Consider the following 16071-nt stretch of genomic DNA (forward strand, 5'->3'; position numbering starts at 1 on the left):
TGCCACTCCTGGTGAACTAATGAACAATGGCGACCGGCGCGGATCATGGGGATTAACGCCGGGGCAGCGCTCCCTCTCGAGGCTATTCCCTAACAGCCGACGTGACTACGGCTTAACGTGTTAAGGACAACTCCTTATTGGGTTACTATATTGTTCCACGATATCGTTATCGCCCGGAGGACGACCGGGGCGATCCATGCGGCGGGCCTTGGGTCTTGGACGTGAAGTAAATTCGGAGCATTAGCTGATTCACGGGAGCCATTGCGGCTTGATGGCGCTGCCGGGGATGTGATTCAAACTCGCAACTGGGGCCTCGAATCAGGCGCTACACAATCAGTGATTATCAATGGACCGCCATCAAACGATGCTGCCAAACAAGCCGCGCGGCGTTCGACGCGGCAAGAGCGCTAGCCCCTGCCCTCCGCCGCCGTCGGACGCCACACCAGAAGCCGCCGCTCGACCAGCGTCACGCCGAAGTCGATCAGGATGACGAAGGCCGACAGCACGAACATTCCGGCGAAGACACCGGCGACGTCGAACACGCCTTCGGCCTGCTGGATCAGGTAGCCGAGGCCCGCGGCGGAGCCCAGATATTCGCCGACCACGGCGCCGACCACCGCAAAACCCACCGACGTGTGCAGCGAGGAAAACATCCACGACAGCGCCGAGGGCCAGTAGACGTGCCGCATCAACTGCCGCTCGTTCATGCCGAGCATGCGGCCATTGTCGAGCACGGTGTTCGAGACTTCCTTGACGCCCTGATAAACGTTGAAGAACACGATAAAGAACACCAGCGTAACGCCGAGCGCCACCTTGGACCAGATGCCGAGCCCCAGCCACAGCGTGAAGATCGGCGCCAGCACCACGCGCGGCAGCGCGTTGATCATCTTCACATAGGGATCGAACACCGCAGCGACGCGCGGCTGTCGGGCGAACCAGAAGCCGACCAGCACGCCCGCGACCGATCCGATCACGAAAGCGAGGATTGATTCCCACAGCGTGATGATCAAATGCTTCCAGATCACGCCTGACGAGAACCATTTGACGATCTGGCTGCCGACATCGATCGGGTTGGAAAAGAAAAACGGCGGCAGCAGGATTTTTCCGAACACCGGTACGGTGGTGAGGAACTGCCACACCGCCAGAGCTACGACGGCGACCAGCAATTGCAACAGGAGCAGCGTCGAGCGGGACATCAGCCTGCCTCCGCACTTCGCGTCGATTGTACGTAGCCCTTCATCACTTCGTCCTTCAACACGCTCCAGATCTCCCGGTGCAGTTCGTGAAAGTCCTTCTCCATCCGGACTTCCGAAATGTCGCGCGGCCGCGGCAGCTTTACGCGCCAGTCACCGATGATGCGCGCGCTTGGTCCTGCCGACATGATCACGACGCGATCGGCCAGCGCGATCGCCTCTTCGAGATCATGGGTCACGAACAGCACCGCCTTGCGGTCGGCGTTCCATAACTCGAGCAAGAGATTGCCCATGATCTGCCTCGTCTGGGCGTCGAGCGGACCGAACGGCTCATCCATCAGCAATATTTTTGGATCACGTATCAGGACCTGCGCGAGACCGACGCGCTTGCGCTGTCCGCCGGACAGCATGTGCGGATAGCGGCTGGCGAAGGCGCCGAGTCCGACCGACGTGAGCCAATCCTGCGCGCGCTGCAGCGCCTGTTCGCGCGGCGCGCCCTTGATCTCGAGCCCGATGGCGACGTTGTCGAGTGCGGTCTTCCAGGGAAACAGCGCATCGGCCTGGAAGAGATAGCCAGCATCGCGGTTCAACCCGGTCAGCGGCTGGTCGAAGATTCTTACCGATCCCGCCGCCGGCTTCAAAAGCCCGGCTGCAACGTTGAGCAATGTCGATTTTCCGCAACCCGTCGGCCCCACGATGGCGACGAACTCGCCATCGGCGACGGACAAATTGGCATTCTCCACGGCCGTATAGACGCGGTCGCCGGCCACGCGAAACGCCACCGTCGCATCGCCAAGCGCGACCGCTGCCGGCTGTGCGGTATCCGCCATGTTTTCTTCCCCAAAGATTTGAACGGATGCCTTAGCCGTTACAAAGGATAAGTTCAACGCGGCGCTGCAACGCGGATCGGTCGCCCCAACATGCCTTCCAGATGGGTACAGGTTGCTGCAAACTGCATATGTAGCCTGCGATTCGTAGATGCCTTGGGGAGCCATGAACGAGACTTTGATATCCGCCTGCACCATGTTTCTCGTTCCGGCAACGCTACTGTTTGGTGCTCTAGGTGTCGCGAACTCGTCCTTTCTCAAGATGCTGGTCTGCTTGCTTGGTCTAGGCACGACAGGACTATGGCTCTACCGGATATGGTGGTGGACCAACCTGTCTTTGATTGATCGCAGAACGGCACTTGGTCTTGCTGGCATGTATGCGGGCGCGTGGGTGGTGACATTCCTGGTGCAGTTGAAGAATGTGTTCTCCCGCTGACTGAATCCGTATTGCTGAAAATGCTGTCAGTCTGAAGCTAGGGGACCGGGCAAACCGTCGACCATCTCGAACAATTGCTTTCACAACAAAGCGGGACTTGAATTCCCACATTCGCGACTGGGCCATTTATCGGCTATCACTGTATCCTTCAGGAACCGCCAAAGCTGGGGACCGCGCCGAATGCCCGCAATGCCACTGATCGCCTATGCGCATGTCGTCAAGACGTTCGACGCCGGCCGCGTGGTGGCCGTCGACGACGTCTCGCTCGACGTCGCCGAGGGCGAACTCCTCGCCATCGTCGGTGGCTCCGGCTCGGGCAAGACCACGCTATTGCGGCTCTCCAATCGCCTGATCGAGGCTGACTCTGGCACCATCACGGTCGAAGGCGAGGATGTCCGCAACGTCGATCCGATCCTGTTGCGGCGGCGGATCGGCTATGTCTTTCAGAGCGGCGGGCTGTTTCCGCATCTGACCGTCGCCGGCAATATCGGCATCACGCCAAAGCTGCTTGGCACGCGGCCCGCCGATATTTCCGTGCGGGTGGATGAACTGCTCGACCTTGTCAGGCTCGACCGCACGCCATATCGCGACCGGCTGCCGCATGAACTCTCCGGCGGCCAGCGCCAGCGCGTCGGCGTGGCGCGGGCGCTCGCCGCACGCCCGCGCATCATGCTGATGGATGAGCCGTTCGGCGCGCTCGACCCGTTAACCCGCGACGCGCTCGGCGACGATTTTCGCGAGTTGCACAAGAAACTTGGCCTGACCACCATCATGATCACCCATGACATGACGGAAGCGATCCTGCTCGCCGACCGCATCGCGATCATGTGCGACGGGCGGCTGTTGGCGCAGGGCACGCCATCAGAGCTTTCCAAATCCGACGACGCTTACGTCGGCGAACTCTTGCGCACGCCACGGCGGCAGACCGAGCGGCTGAGCGCATTGCTTCCTCGCGAGGGTGCGGCATGAGCATCTTCGCCGATCCGCGCTGGGGCGAGGCGTTGGGCCATTTGCCCGATTATCTCGGCAACCACGTCCGCGTCAGCGTCGCCGCGCTGGCGCTGGGGTTGCTTGTCAGCCTGCCTCTCGCGATCATCGCACGCCATCGGCCGGTGATGCGCGGCGCGCTGCTCGGGCTTGCCAGCATCGTGCAGACGGTGCCGGGGCTGGCGCTGCTGGCGCTATTCTATCCGCTGCTCCTGGCGCTCGCGGCGTTGTCGCTGTCATGGTTCGGCGTCAGTTTTTCCGCGTTCGGATTTTTGCCCGCGGTGCTGGCGCTGGCGCTTTATTCGATGCTACCGGTGCTGCGCAACACCATCACCGGGCTGCAGGGCGTCGACGCTGCAATCCTGGAAGCGGCGCAGGGCGTCGGCATGACGCCGCGGCAATCGCTGTTCACGGTGGAATTGCCGCTGGCGCTGCCGGTGATGATGGCAGGCATCCGAACTTCGGCCGTCTGGGTGATCGGCACCGCGACGCTGTCAACGCCGATCGGCCAGACCAGCCTCGGCAATTACATCTTTGCAGGGCTGCAGACCCAGAACTGGGTGTTCGTGCTGTTCGGCTGCGTTGCCGCCGCCGTGCTGGCGCTGCTGGTCGATCAGTTGCTGGCGCTGATCGAAAACGGCTTGCGCAACCGCAGCCGTTTTCGCGCGACACTGGGCAGCGTCGGCATTGCGGCGCTCGTCGTTGCTACGCTGACGCCTAACCTGGTGCGGCCGCAGACGAACTACATCATCGGAGCCAAGACTTTTGCCGAGCAGTATGTCCTGTCGGCCTTGATGGTGCAGCGGCTGAAGGAGGCTGGGCTTTCGGCAACTACGCGCGAAGGTCTCGGCTCCAACGTGATCTTCGAAGCGCTGGCGGCTGATGATATAGACTTCTACATCGACTATTCCGGCACGCTGTGGGCCAACCAGTTTCACCGCACTGACATCAAGCCGCGTCAGGAGCTCTTGGCCGAGCTGAAGACGATACTAGCGAAGCAGAACATCACACTGCTCGGCGAGCTCGGTTTCGAGAACGCCTATGCGCTGGTGATGCCGCGCAAACGCGCCGAGCAGTTGGGTATCCGCACCGTCGCTGATCTCGCCTCGCGCGCGGCGAACATGTCGATCGCCGGCGACTATGAATTCTTCTCGCGCCCCGAATGGGCCGCGCTTCGCAGGGCCTACGGCCTGTCGTTCCGCGGCCAACGTCAGATGCAGCCGGACTTCATGTATGCGGCGGTCGCCTCCGGCGAAGTCGACGTCATCGCCGGCTACACCAGCGACGGGCTGATCGCGAAGTACGATCTGGTGACGCTCGGCGATCCCAAGCACGCAATCCCGCCCTATGATGCGATCGTGCTGCTCGCGCCAAAGCGCACCAATGACGAGGCCTTGCGCAAGACACTGGCCCCGCTGCTCGGCAAGATCGACATCGCCACCATGCGCGAGGCAAACTTGCGCGCATCCGGCAACGATGCCGCGAGCTCGCCGGATGCGGTAGCGCAGTGGCTGTGGGCGAAGGTGGGGAAGCGGTGAGGCCCCACCATCATTGCTGTGTGCAACGGGGGTTGCTCGCCGAGGATTGGGATGGCGATTTGCGCGACATCAAGGGTTCGTTCGGCGAATAGATGGTGGGCACGCTTCGCTTTGCCCACCCTACGAGATCGCGCATAACGGAGAGAGCTTCAAAGCCCCTTGATCATGCCGGCGTCGATCAGAAGCCGGTTGAACCGGCGCGCCTCCGCGCCTTTCCTGCAGTCATAGAAGGCTCCCTTGCAGCGGAGCATGATGCTCTTCTGCTCTGCAAAGGTCGGATCAAGCGGGATGCCGGCGGCTTCCTGCAGCACGAGGGGGATGTACGCCGCGTCGAGCGTTTCGAGCGCCGATGACAGGTTGCGCGGCTGGTAGTTGATGCCGTCGATGGCATAGTAGGTAGAGAAGTAGCGTGGATCGGCGGCCATCACCCGTTTCGCCAGCGTCGCCTGATCGATCCCGGGCTCCAGCATCTTTTGCGAGATCGCCGGCTGGTGATCGCCGAAACGCAGCACCAGGAATGGCTGGTCCGGATAGTCGCGCTTCAGCCGCGCGGTGAATTCGCGATAGTCGTTGGCCGTCATGGTCTGACGGCGAATGTATTCATCGACCTCCGCCGTGTTGCCCGGCGGCGTCCAGCCCGGCGGCGTCAGATCGGGCCGGTAGACGTCGGTCCAGGGAAAATGGTTGGCCGTGAGGTAGACGAACATGAAGATTGGCGCCTGCTGAGGCTGCTCGCGCGCAAACACCTTTAGCGCCTGATCGAAATAGAACTTGTCGGGCTGCATGTCCTGGTTCACGCCCATATCCGCCATGTCGACGAAATGGCCGACGCCGGCTCCCTTCTGGAAGGTGCGCGCGCCAAGGAAGTTGCCATAGGTCGGATAGAGCGAGAAGGTCTTGTACCCGCAGTTCCGCAGCGCCTGTGGCAGTCCACGGGTCACGCGACCCGCGGTTATCCTCGTCACGTAGAACTTGAGATCGCCGAACGATCGCGCCGAGAGGCCCGTCAGCACGTTGAACTCGGTGTACCAGGTCGGACCGCCGGTTGCCTCCGCCATCATGGTGCGCTGCTTGCCGTCGATGGACTTGAAGTAGTCGGCGTATCCCGCCGGCACCTTGATGCCTGGCGCGGACCTGACGTCGAAGCTCGACTCGTCGAGCAGCATGATAATGTGCGGCCGCCTTGCGTCGGCATCACAGGCAGCGTCAGGCGGCAGCGCCGAACGGCCGGCGGCGTGCGCTTCCCGTGCGAGGCGAAGCGGGGCATTTGCCGGCGGATCGGCGTCGATCCATCCCGTCGAAGCCAGCCGCGACACCGCCACCACGCCCGAGCGCGCGAGATTGGAAATGTGGTTGATGCCCTGGAACGGTTCCCACGGCTGCTCGGGCCATGCGACCGACATCGCCGATATCGACGCAATGCTCGCGGCCAGACCGATCAACGCCAGGCGGCGCCGCACCCGGAACGGATCGAAACGCCAGACCAGCCACAACAGCGGCAGGGCAATGATCCCCGCCACGATCAACTGGGTCTGCAATCGCGGAAACACCGAGAGCAGAAACGAAAACGTATCACGGTCGATGATCAGGAAGTCGAGGAACGTCAGGGTGAGCTGCAGGATGCCGAATTTGAAGCGTGACAGCTCGATCAGGATCACGATGAGGGTCACTGCAATCGCTGCACAGATGCCGGGCCGCTGCAGCACGAGCAGCAGGAAGCAGTTCACGAAAACCCACGCCAGCATGGCCAGCGTGATCGCAAACGGCCCGTATTCGCTGGTGAGCAGGACCACGAGCCCCGCCAGGTGAAGCGCCACGATCACGCCGGCCAGAGCAAAGAACCGGACGCCGCGCGATCCTGCGCGGATGCCTTTGCTCATTCCGGGTTCAGCAACGGCTGACATGTCTCGTCCCTAAAGGCCCTTGATAAATCCTGCGTCGATCAATAACCGGTTGAACCTGCGCGCCTCGGCGCCATCCTTGCAGGCATAGAATACCCCCTTGCAGCGGAGCATGATGTTCTTTTGCTCCTTGAACGAGGGGTCGAGCGGAATGCCGGCGGCCTCCTGGATCACCAGCGGCAGATAGGGCGCGTCGATCGTGTCCATGATCGCGGAACTCTTCACTGGCTCGAAGTTGACGGCGTCGATCGCGTAATAGGTGGTGAAGTAGCGCGGGTCGTGGGTATCGAACTTGCGGGCTACCCTGGCTTCATCCAGGCCGGGATCGAGCAGGTTCGAGGAAAACTCCGGCTGATGGTCGCCGTAGCGGACGATCAGGAATGGCTGCGCCGGGAACTTCTTTTTCAGGCTGGCGACGAACGCTGCATAATCCCCGGCGCTCAATGTCTGGCGGCGCAGATATTCGTCGACCACGGGCTCGTTGCCGGGCGCGCGCCAGGACGGCAGCAGGTCGGGGCGGAATTTGGTTTCCCAGGGGAAATGGTTGGCGGCGAGATAGACGAAGGTGAACAGCGGCGTGTTGACCGGCTGCTCGGCGATCAGATTCACGGCCTTGTCGTAGAAGAAGCTGTCGGGCTCGATGCCCTTGGCGCCGAGCGCGCGTGCGTCATAGAAGTGCTGGATGCCGGTAGAGGTCTGGAAGCCACGCGCGCCCATGAAGGCGCCGTAGGCCGGATAGAGCGAGATGGTGCTGTAGCCACAGCGGCGCAGCGCCAGCGGCAATCCGCGCTCGACCCGGCCTGAGGCGATGCGGGTGACGAAATAGGAGAAGCGGCCGAACGACCGCGACGACAGACCGGCGAGCACGTTGTACTCGGCCATCCAGCTTGCGCCGCCGCTGCTCTCGGCCATGAACTTGCGCTCGCGGCCGTCAAAGGACTTGAAATGGCTGCCATAGCCCGGCGGCACCTTGACGCCGGCGGCCTGGCGGATGTCGAAGCTCGACTCGTCATGGATCATGATGATGTGCGGGCGGCGACCGGCCACATGGCAGGAATCGACCAGCGGCACCTTCAGCCGCTCGGCGGTCACCGCTTCCGATTCCATAAAACCGTAATTGACGAAGTCGGAAACCGCGGTCACGCCCGAGCGGGCGAATTTGGAGAGATAGCCATCGTCGTAATAGCCGCGCCAGGCTTCATCGGGCCAGACGACGGAATAACCGGCCAGGCTTGCGAGACAGGCCAGCAGGCCGGCCGTGGCCGGCAGGCGGCGGATGCGGAACGGATCGAGCCACCACAGCGCGTACATCAGCGGCAGGATGACGAGGGATGCGCCGACCACGCTCCAGCGCAAGTTCGGAAAGATCGTGAACAAATACGCCGCGGTGTCGCGGTCGATCACCATCAGGTCGACGAAGTTCGCGGTCATCTGCACGACGTCGTGCTTGAGCCGCGACAGCAGCACCAGCAGCACGACCAGCGTGAGCGACAGCGCGCCCGACAGCGCCGGACGCCGTAGCAGCGCAACAAAAAGGAAGTTCAGGATGCCCCAGGCCAGGGCAAAACCCATGCGGCCGCCGAAATCGGTTTCGGTGTGCAGCAGGATCGCCAGCGCCGCTATGTGCGGCGCAGCAACGGCCGAAAGGCGTCCGAGGCCGATGGCGGCAAGGCCGGCAGCAAGGGTGGCGGCGGAGGGCCCTGGATTTGGCGCGGGCGCCATGGGGGGAACGCAACATGACCCGGCGCAATACAAAGCCTTGGCTGGCGACGACCAGGAGACGCACGACCCATCCGGAACCTGAGCCGCGTCACAAAAACGTAGTGGAATCGTCATGAACAGGCAATGAATTTGCCCTCGGCCGGACTACGTCGGGGCGAATGCGGGGACGGCCCGGAGTGTTCACCGTCATTCCGGGATGGTCCGAAGGACCAGACCCGGAAGCTCGAGATTCCGGGTCTGGTGCTGACGCACCATCCCGGAATGACGCAGTGAGTCAGCTCCACTTCGCAATCCCCTCGATAAAAAGATCCAGCACCGCCTCGGCGGTCCGCTCGGCCTCGGCCCCGGCCACGCCCCAGCGCGGAAAATGGCCATCGATATTCATCCGGGCAAAACCATAGACCAGCGCGCGCCCGGCGATCTGCACCTGCTTGAGGTCGGCGCTGCGGAGCTGGCCCGCCGCAAAGGCTTCGGCCAGCGTCTGCTCCGTCAGCGCAATCAATTCGGCATTGTCGCTGGAGATGGCGGCCGCCTGGTCGTGGTCGAACAAGCGGCGGCTGGAAATGATTTCGAAATGGGTCGGGTTGCGCATCGCCCAGCGCAGGTACGCAAGCCCGAGGCAGCGAAAGCGGCCGAGCGGATCGTCGGCCGGTGCCGCGGCAAGCGCCGCCTCGATCTCGGCCCGAAACCGCCGCTGTGCCTCTTCCGCGACCGCCTGGATCAGGGCGTCGCGGCTCGGAAAATGCCGGAACGGCGCCGCCGGCGAGACGCCGGCCCGGCGGGCGGCCTCCCGGACGCTGACCGCCTCCGCCCCGCCCTCGCCAATCAGTTGCAGCGCGGCGTCGATCAGGACGCGCCGGAGGTCGCCGTGGTGGTAGGGTTTTGGCGCCGCCGCTCGCGCAGCGCTGCGGCGCGGCTTGGTGGCGGGGGATTTTGCGGCGGAAGGCTTGCCCGACGGACGCATGCCCCCTCCTACCATCACCCGGTCGTGAGTGTAAGCACTGATTACACGCTTGACCTGATTCGCGGGGTAAATGTAACTGGTGATTACATCAGCAGCCGGGGAAGCAAAACATGCCGACACAAAAATGGTTCGAAGGGTGGCGGCTGTTCGCCCTGCTCGCGCTGACGCTGCTGGCCATGAGTATCTGGATCGCCGGCATGCGCGGCTTCGAGGTCGACGGCGTGCGCATGGTGATCCGCTTCACCGCGCGCACCTCGCTGTTGCTGTTCTGCCTCGCCTTCTCGGCCGCCGCGCTGGCGCTGTTATGGCCGAACGCGTGGACGCGATGGCTGCGCCGCAACCGCCGTTATCTCGGCGTCAGCTTTGCCGCCTCGCACGCCATCCACGCAGTCGCAATTGCCTGCTTCGCCGTGATGGACCCGATAGGCTATGCGGCGGCGACCTCGATCGCGTCCTATATCTTCGGCGGCATCGGCTATGCCTTCATCGTCGCGATGGCCGCGACCTCGTTCGACCGCACCGCCGCTGCGATCGGCGCACGTGCCTGGCGCCGGCTGCATCTCGTGGGCGGCTACTATCTGCTGTTCCAGTTCATGGTGTCTTTCGGCAAGCGGATTCCCGACATGCCGCTCTATGCGCTGTTCCTCATTCCGCTCGTGGCCGTGTTCGCGCTGCGGATGATCGCGATGGCGCCGCGTGCCCGGGCGCCGGCACGGGCGGGTTAGTCGTCCTTCAGGTAAAACTTCCGTCCGAGACGGCGGTGCACCGACATGACGGCGCGGTCGACGTCGCTGATCAGGCTGTCGCCGAGAACGACGTTGGGGATTTCCCAGTTCCGCCCCTCGCGGACATTGGGAAGCGCGCGCACGGCGGGGACGGACGCCGTTTCGCATCCCGGTTGGCTGCGAAGCGCCGCGTCGGCGATCTGCGTCAGCTCGGCTCTGCTCTTTCCTGCCGTCACTGGTGGCTGGTGCCTTTGCTCATCCCGGCGGCGTCAGCCCGAGACGCTTGGCGATGATCTTGTCGAGCGTGCGCTTGGGCAATACGGCGGCCATGAACTGCCGCATCGGATCGGGCGCGATGACGTAGCGCACTTTGGGACTGGGCCGCGTCAACGCCTCGAACACCTTCTCGGCGATCATCTCGGACGGCAATCCGTTCGCGCCGAGTTGCAGCATGAAGGCGCGGATTTTCTGCAGCGCCGGGAAATACGGCGAGTTTTTGTAGGCGGAGATGTCAACCTCCTCGGCCTTGCTCCAGATCGGCGTCTTGACCGCGCCCGGCGCGATGACGATGACGTCGATCCCGAACAACATCAGTTCGCGGCGCAGGCTCTCCGACAGCCCCTCGATGGCGTGCTTGGAGGCGGAATAGGCCGAGGTCAGCGGATTGCCGTTCTTGCCGGCGACCGAGGAGATCATCACGATCCGCCCCTTCGGCCCCTTCAGGGCCGGATCGGAGCCGAGCAGCGGCCCGAATGCCTGGGTCGCAATGATCGGGCCGATGAAATTGACCTCCATCTGGCGACGGAATTCGTCAGCGGCGAGTTCGAGCACGGGACCTGCGACCGCAATGCCGGCATTGTTGACGAGGCCGGCGAGCGTTTCGCCGCCAAGGGCGGTGCGGACCTCGCGCGCCGCCGCCAGCACCGCGGCTTCATCGGTGACATCGAAGGTCAGCGGCTTGAAGTTCGTCCCGAACTCGCTCCTGAGGCGGTCGGCATCGGCCTGCTTGCGCACGCTGCCGAACACGCGGAAGCCGCGGTCGAGCAAGAGCTTCGCACTGGCCCAACCGATGCCTGTGGACGCGCCGGTGATGACAACAGATCTCATGACCTAAGCCCTTGTAAGAAGTTTAATGAAGTTCGTCGTGAAGGAATGCTTAAGCGCCGGCTCCGTGGGCTTCCTCCGCGGGGTGCAGCCAGCCTTGACGGCGTCTTGTTCGGCAGATTGCTATTCGAATCTTCCCGGGAACGATTTGGTGAGGATAGCAGCCGGACCGGGGTACCGGAAGCCGCGGCAGATGGCCGATCGGTTCGACATCGGCGATTTATTGCGCGAAATCGCGGCATACGTCCCGATCGGATTGGTAAAGCAATTCAGAACGCAAAATTTGCAATGTGCGGCCTGCTTCGACGTGCGTCTGTCCGCAACAACCTCGGCCGATGCATTGCCCGATTCACATGCAGTCGGTCTGTGTTCTACCGGGTCCCCGCCTTTAACGCAGGTGTAAGGCTCGGTTGGCCATTGTGGGCGCGAACCCTTCAACAACAGACAGGCTGCCCACAATGGTGCAACAGCCGGCGCACTCGATCATTGCCGAACTTGAAGATGCCGTCAGAGGCGGTTCATCCGCCAAGCGGGTGGAGACCCTGCGGCAGGTCACCGATCTCTTCCTCCATGACGGAGAACGCCTTAGCGACGACCAGGTCAAGGTCTTCGACGACGTGCTCTGCCTCCTGATCGCGCGTGTCGAGACGCGGGCGAAGGCCGAACTTTCCAAGCGGCTGGCGCCGCTCGACTACGCCCCGTTCGAAGTCATCCAGCATCTCGCCTGGGACGACGAGATCGAGGTCGCCGGCAGCGTGCTCGCCCATTCCAGCCGGCTCGGGACCGATGTGCTGGTCAAGATCGCCAGCAGCAAGGGACAGGATCACCTGCTCGCCATTTCCGGCCGGACAAGCCTGCCCGCCGTCGTGACCGATGTCATCGTCGATCGCGGCGAAGACCAGGTGATCCGCAAACTCGCCAACAATGCCGGTGCGCAGTTTTCCGATGCAGGCTATTCCAACATCGTCGCCCGCGCCTCAGCCGACGACGAACTGGTCGAGATCCTCGGCCTTCGCGGCGATCTGCCGCCAAACTGCATGCGCGATCTGCTGCGTCGCGCCAAGGAAGCGGTCCGCGCCCGCCTGCTGGCCATCGCGCCGCCCGCGCTCCAGGAAGAGATCAAGCGGGTCCTGAACGAGGTCGCCCGCGAGGCCCCGCCACCGAGCCGGAGCTTCGGAGTCGCCGAGGAACTCGTGAAGCTGATGAAGGGGCTGAACGAGCTCGATGACGCGGCGGTGTACAAATTCGCTGAAACGAACAAGTTCGACGAAGTGACGGTCGCGCTTGCCGTCCTCAACGACATGCCGATCGAGATGACGGCGAAGCTGATGGAAGGGCCGCGGGCCGACCTGATCCTGATTCCCTGCCGCTCAGCGCGGCTGAACTGGCCGACGGTCGAGTCGATCTTGCGCAACCGGCCGGTCAAGCCTCCGATCAGCGAGCAGACGCTGGAGATCGCGCAACGCGATTTCCGCAAGCTGTCGATGGAGACGGCTCAGCGCACCGTCCGCTTCTGGCAGTTGCACAACAAGATCGAGAAAGAGCCAATCATCCGGACGAATTGAGCGGTCGAATTGGGTCTTGCCTGTGCGCCGTGGTCACGGCGCGCACACGGTCCGGAACCGGTCACCGGCCATCCAGCGCGCGATCCAGCCAACCATCGGCGCCGCCCCGGACCCATTCAAAGCCGAGCCGCCGGGGTAGATCGACACCCTCGGGGCGAAGCATCCGCACCTCTGGGTGCTCGAAACTATCCGGCATCAGACAGAAGCCGAGACCCGCCGCCACCATCGCGAGCGCCCGCGCATCGCTGTCCGTCTGGGCGACGACCTTCGGCCGCACCTTCCAGGCATCGAGAATGCGCGACGCCGACTGCAATTGCTCGCAGTGTATGCGCACGATCAGGGGCTGGCCCGCCAGTATCTCAGGCGAGACTGGCCCGCGCGGAAATGAACGCGCCGAAACGGCCAGCGCCTGCCGATCCGCCGCCAATTCCAACTGCCGGTGGCCGCGTGCGGCCGATCCGAGCGCCGTCAGGACGACATCGTAACGGCCATTGGCAAGCCGCTGCCGCAGCTTGGCAAGCGTCGCATCTTCGGTCCGCCACGATCGCCCCGGCTCGATTGCCCGCAACCGCTCAATGCATTGCGCCACGAATGCCGGAGCAATCGTCGGCAGAATCGCAAGCCGCAGCGGCCTGCCCGACGGCCTGCCGCCGGACGCCGCCTTGAGCCGTTCAGCCTGACGCAAAATCGACCGCGAGGTCTCCAGTACCTCTTCGCCCCTCGGCGTGAGCCTCACGCCACGCGCATGACGCTCCAGCAGTGCGAATCCCAGCTCGGCCTCGAGGGAAGCTATCGCGGCCGACAGCGTCGGCTGCGTGACGAACGCCCGGCGCGCGCCGGCGCTGAAGCTGCCCGCTTCGGCGACAGCCACGAAATACCTGATCTGCTTGAAATCCATCCATAGACGATACCTATAGCTCGATATCGGAGCAATCGTGATTGCCTAAGCCTCGCGCTGGTCCGAGCATGGCGCCCGTCAATGGAGCCGGGAGAGACCGATGGATCATCCGAAACCGCAGATGTCTGCGCACGATGCGATCCGCGAACTGGTCGAACGGGTCACCTATGCGCCCGGTTATACCAAGGCCGTCGGCACCAGGGTCGAGCACGCTGAACCCGGCCATGTCGTGATGTCGCTCGCGAAAAGCGACGGTCTCGTGCAGGCGAACGGCTTCTTTCATGGCGGCGTCATCGCCGGGCTGGCGGACCATGCCGGTGGCGGGGCCGTCACCACGGCCATGCCGCCTGGCCGGTTCGCGGTGACCGTAAACCTCCAGGTCAGCTATCTGGCTCCGGCAAAGGGGGAATCACTCATCGCGCGCGCCCGCGCAATCCAGGTCGGAAGCACGATTGGCGTGGCGCATGTCGACGTGGCGTCGCTGTCCGACGGGACGGAGACACCGTGTGCGGTGGCGATCGTGACGCTTCGCGGCGTCGACTTTCCCGCCAAATAAAAGCCACACAATGCCGGAGAGTGCGGCAGGTTCCGGAGACGGAACGCGTGTTGCCGAGGCGACGCGAGGCTTGGTGATCCGGCATTTGAGGTGCCGGCATGATGAAGATCGATGCTTGGCCTGCTACCAACGAAGATGGATCTCGTTTGACGAACGAGAATGCACATTAAGCAACCGAGTTTTGACTCGGTGAACGCTCATCTTTCCGTCGCTGACGTAATCGTTGAACTGCCTCCCACCCAAGAATGTGCATGAAGCGTCAGTTCTTCGTTTGGGTCGCTGGCGTGGCGGGATGAAGAATGTGCTTGAAGCTGTAATCCTTCGAAGAAACGGCGAGACCGTTTGTGCGATCTCGCCGGATATACCGAGTAAGGCTTAAAGATTGGTATGCTGGTAACGCATCGAACCTGCCACTGAATGCTGTCGTGTCCCGGACGCGGTGCAGCGCCGTAGGGTGGGAATAGGCGCTCTTTGCGCTGTGCCCACCATCTCTCCACGGAAGTCACTATAAGTGGTGGCACGCTGCGCTCTGCCCACCCTACACGATCGTCTGCGCCTCAGTTCTTGGTCTTGTCGACCAGCGCGCCCTTCTTGATCCACGGCATCATATCGCGGAGCTTGGCGCCGACTTCCTCGATCGGATGCTGGGCGAGCTTGGCGCGGGTCGCCTTGAACGAGGTCTGGTTGACCTTGTTCTCCAGCATCCAGTCGCGGGCGAACTTGCCGGACTGGATGTCGTTGAGCACCCGCTTCATCTCCTTCTTCGTCTCGTCAGTGACGATGCGCGGGCCGGTGACGTATTCGCCGTACTCGGCGGTGTTGGAGATCGAGTAGTTCATGTTGGCGATGCCGCCTTCATAGATCAGGTCGACGATCAGCTTCACCTCGTGCAGACACTCGAAATAGGCCATCTCCGGCGCGTAGCCGGCTTCGACCAGCGTCTCGTAGCCGCCCTTGATCAGTTCGACCAGGCCGCCGCAGAGCACCACCTGCTCGCCGAACAAGTCGGTCTCGCACTCTTCCTTGAAGGTGGTCTCGATGATGCCGGCGCGGCCGCCGCCGATCGCCGAGGCATAGCTCAAGCCCAGGTCATGGGCATTGCCGGAGACGTCCTTGGCGATCGCGATCAGGCAGGGCACGCCGCCACCGCGCTGATATTCCGAGCGCACGGTATGGCCGGGGCCCTTCGGGGCGATCATCAGCACGTCGAGGTCGGCGCGGGGATCGAGCAGGTTGAAATGGACGTTGAGACCGTGCGCAAATACCAGCGCCGCGCCCTTCTTCATGTTGTCGTGCAGGTGCTCGCGGTAGATGTCGCCCTGCAGTTCGTCCGGGGTCAGCATCATGACGAGGTCGGCCCATTTCGCGGCCTCGGCGACTTCCATCACCTTGAAGCCGGCGGCTTCCGCCTTCTTGGCCGAGGCCGAGCCCTTGCGCAGCGCAATCGCCACTTCCTTGACGCCGGAGTCCTTCAGGTTCAGCGCATGGGCGTGGCCCTGGCTGCCATAGCCGACGATGACGACCTTTTTGCCCTTGATCAGGTTCAGGTCGGCGTCGCGATCGTAATAAACACGCATGGTCGTTTCCTCAATCGATGGCCAAAACGGCCGGTTAATCAGGCGTTTGGACAGGTGGGACCGCCGGTCGCCCGCGAA

General features: G+C 63.2%; 15 protein-coding genes. 6 read left to right on the forward strand and 9 right to left on the reverse strand.

Annotation, left to right across the window (positions count from 1 at the left end; all coding sequences use genetic code 11):
- Nucleotides 1–407: 407 nt before the first annotated feature.
- Nucleotides 408–1196: an ABC transporter permease gene (locus KJQ96_RS16730; RefSeq protein WP_057846927.1), complete on the reverse strand. Its 789-nt coding sequence runs from the start codon at nt 1194–1196 to the stop codon at nt 408–410.
- On the reverse strand, nt 1196–2023 hold the full coding sequence (locus KJQ96_RS16735) for an ABC transporter ATP-binding protein (RefSeq protein WP_213287695.1): 828 nt from the start codon (nt 2021–2023) through the stop codon (nt 1196–1198). The genes KJQ96_RS16730 and KJQ96_RS16735 overlap by 1 nt, the downstream gene beginning before the upstream one ends.
- A gap of 163 nt (nt 2024–2186) precedes the next feature.
- Here KJQ96_RS16735 and KJQ96_RS16740 point away from each other — a divergent pair, with 163 nt between their 5' ends.
- The 3 genes from KJQ96_RS16740 to KJQ96_RS16750 all read left to right on the forward strand — a co-directional run bounded on the left by KJQ96_RS16740 (nt 2187) and on the right by KJQ96_RS16750 (nt 4981).
- Entirely contained in the window at nt 2187–2456 is a 270-nt protein-coding gene (locus KJQ96_RS16740; protein WP_213287696.1) for a hypothetical protein, read from the forward strand.
- 180 nt (nt 2457–2636) lie between these two features.
- Nucleotides 2637–3425: an ATP-binding cassette domain-containing protein gene (locus tag KJQ96_RS16745; protein ID WP_213287697.1), complete on the forward strand. Its 789-nt coding sequence runs from the start codon at nt 2637–2639 to the stop codon at nt 3423–3425.
- Nucleotides 3422–4981, forward strand: coding sequence for an ABC transporter permease/substrate-binding protein (locus tag KJQ96_RS16750; RefSeq protein WP_213287698.1), 1560 nt, complete (start codon nt 3422–3424; stop codon nt 4979–4981). The genes KJQ96_RS16745 and KJQ96_RS16750 overlap by 4 nt, the downstream gene beginning before the upstream one ends.
- Before the next feature lie 149 nt (nt 4982–5130).
- Here the strand turns inward: KJQ96_RS16750 and KJQ96_RS16755 are convergent, their stop codons facing one another.
- The 3 genes from KJQ96_RS16755 to KJQ96_RS16765 all read right to left on the reverse strand — a co-directional run bounded on the left by KJQ96_RS16755 (nt 5131) and on the right by KJQ96_RS16765 (nt 9568).
- Nucleotides 5131–6861 (reverse strand): sulfatase-like hydrolase/transferase, encoded by a 1731-nt coding sequence (locus KJQ96_RS16755; RefSeq protein ID WP_249734138.1) that lies wholly within the window; start codon nt 6859–6861, stop codon nt 5131–5133.
- 33 nt (nt 6862–6894) lie between these two features.
- Nucleotides 6895–8604 carry a sulfatase-like hydrolase/transferase gene (locus KJQ96_RS16760; RefSeq protein ID WP_213287700.1) on the reverse strand — a complete coding sequence of 570 codons (1710 nt, stop codon included), beginning with the start codon at nt 8602–8604 and terminating at the stop codon, nt 6895–6897.
- 274 nt (nt 8605–8878) lie between these two features.
- The gene (locus KJQ96_RS16765; protein ID WP_213287701.1) at nt 8879–9568 is read right to left on the reverse strand and encodes a TetR/AcrR family transcriptional regulator; all 690 of its coding nucleotides are present in this window, start codon (nt 9566–9568) and stop codon (nt 8879–8881) included.
- A 110-nt stretch (nt 9569–9678) separates the two neighbouring features.
- Here KJQ96_RS16765 and KJQ96_RS16770 point away from each other — a divergent pair, with 110 nt between their 5' ends.
- Entirely contained in the window at nt 9679–10293 is a 615-nt protein-coding gene (locus KJQ96_RS16770) for a hypothetical protein (RefSeq protein ID WP_213287702.1), read from the forward strand.
- On the opposite strand, the gene KJQ96_RS16775 is transcribed toward KJQ96_RS16770, so the two are convergent.
- Together KJQ96_RS16775 and KJQ96_RS16780 are read right to left on the reverse strand one after the other, a co-directional pair.
- Complete coding sequence (locus KJQ96_RS16775; protein ID WP_213287703.1) at nt 10290–10529, reverse strand: hypothetical protein; 240 nt, start codon at nt 10527–10529, stop codon at nt 10290–10292. The genes KJQ96_RS16770 and KJQ96_RS16775 overlap by 4 nt on opposite strands.
- Before the next feature lie 19 nt (nt 10530–10548).
- Nucleotides 10549–11400 (reverse strand): SDR family oxidoreductase, encoded by an 852-nt coding sequence (locus KJQ96_RS16780; RefSeq protein WP_213287704.1) that lies wholly within the window; start codon nt 11398–11400, stop codon nt 10549–10551.
- A 455-nt stretch (nt 11401–11855) separates the two neighbouring features.
- On the opposite strand from KJQ96_RS16780, the gene KJQ96_RS16785 reads away from it, so the two are divergent.
- Entirely contained in the window at nt 11856–12962 is a 1107-nt protein-coding gene (locus KJQ96_RS16785; protein WP_213287705.1) for a DUF2336 domain-containing protein, read from the forward strand.
- Nucleotides 12963–13023: 61 nt separating this feature from the next.
- Here the strand turns inward: KJQ96_RS16785 and KJQ96_RS16790 are convergent, their stop codons facing one another.
- Complete coding sequence (locus KJQ96_RS16790; RefSeq protein ID WP_213287706.1) at nt 13024–13860, reverse strand: LysR family transcriptional regulator; 837 nt, start codon at nt 13858–13860, stop codon at nt 13024–13026.
- A gap of 100 nt (nt 13861–13960) precedes the next feature.
- Between KJQ96_RS16790 and KJQ96_RS16795 the strand changes: the two genes are divergently transcribed.
- Nucleotides 13961–14416, forward strand: a complete 456-nt coding sequence (locus tag KJQ96_RS16795) for a PaaI family thioesterase (RefSeq protein ID WP_213287707.1) — start codon at nt 13961–13963, stop codon at nt 14414–14416.
- Between the two features lie 557 nt (nt 14417–14973).
- Here KJQ96_RS16795 and ilvC read toward each other — a convergent pair.
- The gene (gene ilvC / locus KJQ96_RS16800; RefSeq protein ID WP_213287708.1) at nt 14974–15993 is read right to left on the reverse strand and encodes a ketol-acid reductoisomerase; all 1020 of its coding nucleotides are present in this window, start codon (nt 15991–15993) and stop codon (nt 14974–14976) included.
- Between the last annotated feature and the right edge of the window lie 78 nt (nt 15994–16071).

It is taken from the genome of Bradyrhizobium sp. sGM-13, assembly GCF_018398875.1.
Taxonomy (GTDB): Bacteria; Pseudomonadota; Alphaproteobacteria; order Rhizobiales; family Xanthobacteraceae; genus Bradyrhizobium.